This is a genomic window from Bradyrhizobium sp. 23AC, from assembly GCF_054863025.1.
In genome coordinates this window covers 1-3,713 of record NZ_JAVAYN010000049.1, presented here as the reverse complement: position 1 = coordinate 3,713, position 3,713 = coordinate 1, and the positions used below count along the sequence as shown (strand labels likewise).

The 3,713-nt window shown below is 57.6% G+C and carries 7 protein-coding genes; 4 read left to right on the top strand and 3 right to left on the bottom strand.

The window, feature by feature from the left end:
- Positions 1 to 98 (top strand): DUF736 family protein (locus RAD10_RS41325; protein WP_461621955.1); only part of this gene is annotated, 98 nt, incomplete at its 5' end.
- A 109-nt stretch (positions 99 to 207) separates the two neighbouring features.
- Here the strand turns inward: RAD10_RS41325 and RAD10_RS41320 are convergent.
- Entirely contained in the window at positions 208 to 459 is a 252-nt protein-coding gene (locus RAD10_RS41320) for a helix-turn-helix domain-containing protein (RefSeq protein ID WP_461621954.1), read from the bottom strand.
- Positions 460 to 601: 142 nt separating this feature from the next.
- On the opposite strand from RAD10_RS41320, the gene RAD10_RS41315 reads away from it, so the two are divergent.
- The 3 genes from RAD10_RS41315 (at position 602) to RAD10_RS41305 (ending at position 1,816) form a co-directional block, all read left to right on the top strand.
- Complete coding sequence (locus RAD10_RS41315) at positions 602 to 874, top strand: DUF2285 domain-containing protein (protein ID WP_270163339.1); 273 nt, start codon at positions 602 to 604, stop codon at positions 872 to 874.
- A gap of 167 nt (positions 875 to 1,041) precedes the next feature.
- Positions 1,042 to 1,236 (top strand): transcriptional regulator domain-containing protein, encoded by a 195-nt coding sequence (locus RAD10_RS41310; RefSeq protein WP_270163338.1) that lies wholly within the window; start codon positions 1,042 to 1,044, stop codon positions 1,234 to 1,236.
- Positions 1,237 to 1,483: 247 nt separating this feature from the next.
- Positions 1,484 to 1,816 (top strand): DUF2285 domain-containing protein, encoded by a 333-nt coding sequence (locus RAD10_RS41305; protein WP_461621953.1) that lies wholly within the window; start codon positions 1,484 to 1,486, stop codon positions 1,814 to 1,816.
- A 94-nt stretch (positions 1,817 to 1,910) separates the two neighbouring features.
- On the opposite strand, the gene RAD10_RS41300 is transcribed toward RAD10_RS41305, so the two are convergent.
- Complete coding sequence (locus RAD10_RS41300; RefSeq protein WP_270163336.1) at positions 1,911 to 3,194, bottom strand: type II toxin-antitoxin system HipA family toxin; 1,284 nt, start codon at positions 3,192 to 3,194, stop codon at positions 1,911 to 1,913.
- Positions 3,191 to 3,713: helix-turn-helix transcriptional regulator (locus RAD10_RS41295; RefSeq protein ID WP_461621952.1), on the bottom strand; the 523-nt coding region annotated here is incomplete at its 5' end. The genes RAD10_RS41300 and RAD10_RS41295, both read right to left, overlap by 4 nt.

Here is a 3,713-nt window from a genome sequence, read left to right as displayed (position 1 = left end):
CCTCGTTCAACGCACCGATCTACGCGAACCTGTTCAACGACGAGGACGGCGACGGCTTCAGCCTGATCTGGTCCCGGTCCCGTAAGAACGGCGACTGAGGTCGCCAAAAAGCCTCGCCCGGTTCGCCGGGCGGGGCTTTTCAATTAAGCGCCCCTCCGGCCGTGCGGACCTGTCAATACTGATTCCAGCCGCTCGGCCGGTATTGGGCTATTCAGTCTGTCCGCGCGTCTTTTTCTTGGTGCCTGCGCCTGGCGGCCGTGTCAACAGGTCTGCTGCTTCGACTCCCAAACTGCGCGCCAGCCGGTCGACAACGTCGATGCCGGCCGCATAGACGCTCCGTTCGAGTGCGCTGATATAGGTGCGGTCAATTTCTGCTCGATGTGCCAATTCCTCCTGCGACAAGCCGCGAGCTTGTCGTAGCTTGCGCAAATTGATTGCAAGTATCCCGCGTATATCCATACGCGAGACGGCACGTCCTTGAAGAGTATTTCACCACGGAGTATTCTCGACAAAACGTTCGCGCGGAAGCCTACGACCAAATTTTTACGCTTCTGCTCCTTCCGGCGTGTTAGAATTTGTCAAATCTGAGGCGTGGAGTTTCATGAGGAAGCCGCCGCTCGATCCCGACGTCGCCGACGCTGCCCCCACCGATCAAGCTCTGACGGTTTATGACGAGGAGCACGTCGTGACGTACACGCGCCTTTTGCAAGCCGAAAGCGAAGGGGCCGACTGGCGGGAGGTCGCGCGAATAGTGTTGCATATCGATCCGGAGCGCGAACCTGATCGCGCGCGAAATGCATACCTGTCTCATCTTAAGCGCGCTAAGTGGGCTACCGAACAGGGACGTTTCTTGCGCGGTGCCGGGTCAAATTAGGAAAATCTCACCGGTGAAGTGTTTCTCAAGAACACGATCTTCTTCTCCTCGTTGGTGGTCACTTTAGAGCATCGCGTGGTGCCAAAGTAAGGACTTCCTACAACCCAATCGATCAGAATTATTGCGGCGCAATCCTTGTTATCCGACTGGACAAAGGGGCGTAAGCAATGCCGACATTCGACTGGCGGTCGCCGGATTCGTACAAGAGCCTACAGGACGCTGAAAGAACCGACATCGCCTGGGAATTTCTTCGCCGAAACAAAGACTACGAACGCGACTACGAAGAGACTGTGAGGAACAGCCCGGACGGCGAAGTATCTCCGGAGTTCAGGAGGAGGTGGGGCATCTGCTTTCGCCCATGACCCGCAGATATCCTTCGAGGAACAGGTCGTCATTTGGGCGCCTGAGGTTCTGCCGACGGTCGTTCCAATCGCGGCGATCGCGTCGACGGTCAGTGGGGACAGCTCTCTTCAGCTACTGCTCGATCTTGCTGCTGGCCGGGCGCGGCGTGCCTCCGATGGCTGGCACGCTGTGCTACGGATAGGCGTCGTAGAGCATCGAGTCTGGCTGAAGGATCTGCCAGCCGCCAGCGCCAATTACGCAGTTCAATTGGAATTCGACCGCGATTTCGACGCGCGCGCCCTTGCAGCGCAGCGGCTGTGGCGCGCGATGAATGGACGCGCTGTCGGTCCCGCCTCTCACGGATTGTCAAAACAGAGATGCGAACGGCTGCGCGCCGCCATTCAGGCGCTCGATGCCCATGACGCCGGTGGCACGTATCGGATCATTGCCGAAGCTCTATTCGGCAAGAAGCGCATCCCCGATCGTGCCTGGAAAACGCACGATCTGCGCAATCGTACAATTCGCCTCGTGCAGAGCGGCCTCGCATTGATGCGAGGCGGCTATCGCGAATTGCTGCGCCCCAAGCACAAGAACAAATAGCCGCCTTCAGCTAGAGGCGGCTTCCGGCGGCGACGCGTGGGCGCAGAACGCCGAACGGTTTGTGGCTGGCATTAGGGATGAGGAACGCCTTCTACTAGGAGCCACTCAGAACGCGTTGGCATTCCTTGGCTCGATCGATCAACTTCGTGGCCAAGCGCTTGATTATGGTATTGTCGAGCCCCTCCGCTTCCGCGGTAGCGCAGACATCGGTTACATTGTCGGGAAGCAACTCAGCCAGAGAATTCAATCCGGCAATCATTTTGTCGGCGTCGAGGCGGGTTTCGCGGGCGAACTTCTGCCATTCGCGCGCACCAATCTGGCTAAGCTTGTATTCGCCGCCGATCTTCATCGCGAGCTTCATTTTCTGAAACTCGACATCGTTATAGGGAAGGATGCTGGCGATATCGTAGAGCGGCGCAAGTCGCACTGTAGGGCCGCTGGCGAGGAGCAGCGAGTAATTCTTGGCGTGTGCATCGGTACCGCCGATGAGCCAGTTGAAGCCGAGGGCATCGATGAAAGTATCTAGGTCATCCACGCTATTGGTGGAGTAGGTGCGTAGGAGTTCGATAATGTCGGCGGGGGCTGGTCCGCCCTCGCTTTGGTATTTCTTAGTTGGCATGATGCCGCGTGCTTGGCAGATGTCCTCTTGATGGACACGAACGACGTCATTGCCGCTGAATTGCCGGTCATAGCGTTCGACGACAATGGCGATTTCTTTCTCAAATCGCATGACCTTAGTTTCGGCGACGGGTAAGCCGAGATTGCGTGCAAGATTGAGGCAGATATGTTCGTTCTCGGCATGGCCGTCGAAATGGCCGGTCGGGGGTTTCAAGATATGAGTTGTCGGGATTCGTCCAGAGGGAATTCCCCATCGGTCTTTTTGCAGGAGCAGCGCAGTTTTCGGTTGAGTCCCGGCGAGGCTGAATTGCCCCGTATCGCGCGGCAACCGCCATGCGGCGTGATCCTCTCTCAACGCTTGCAAACGTTTGGCAATCGCGGCTTCGTCAAGCCATTCAACTTTGTCGTCCGCACCGCTTTGTAATACCTTCAAACGATCGGGGGTGACGAACTGAATGGCGCCGGCGCAATCCTCGCCGACATGGGAAATCAGAGCAAACACGTTGCGGGCCGAGACCTGAAATTTCTTGGCCCAACGATCGAGGACGCGCTCGTTGTCCGGCAGAAGTCCCCATAGAAAGGCTTGCACAGCGGCGGGACCGTGCTCCTCGGCCGCGAGTGGCATGGAGAGCGAAATCGGATACGCGCCCCTCGCTTCGCGCCAATTGGTGTCATAGACAAAGGTAAGGCGGCTGCGCGTGTCGTTATGCACGCGGCCGACTTCCTTCCCGTCCAAGAGGGCCACGAGTTCGTTTGTCATGCCCTCCTCTTCTTGGCTTTGGCCACGATTGCGTTGATATCGACGCCGGACTTTTCTGAACTGCGGCTGTTGGATTGTTCACTGTTTGCGTCCAGGCTGATACCGAGAGCGTCAAGAGCGCGGAGCACCAGGCCGAGTTCGGCGCGTGCGTGGCCATGTTCGACTTCGATGACCCACTGACGGCTGACACCAATACGCTTGGCGAAGCTCGACTGGTCGAGCTTGAGTCGTTTGCGCCTGTCTCGAATGATGGCCCCGAGATCGGTGGATGTGCGTACAAGCATAGTGTGCCTAGAATGTCGACGTTCGCCTACATTACCATATGTCAGCGTTCGGCGACAATATGAAATGTCGGCGAACGACGCACGGAAAGATGTTGCCGTTCGACGACATTGAATGGGTTGAAGCGGCCATATTTCGTTGCGTTTTCCGCAGGATTGGTGGCTGTTCACGCTGGGGCAAGCATTGCCTCGGCAGCTCTGGTCGCAATTCTTGCCGGCGCCGTGGTCGTTCTCATCG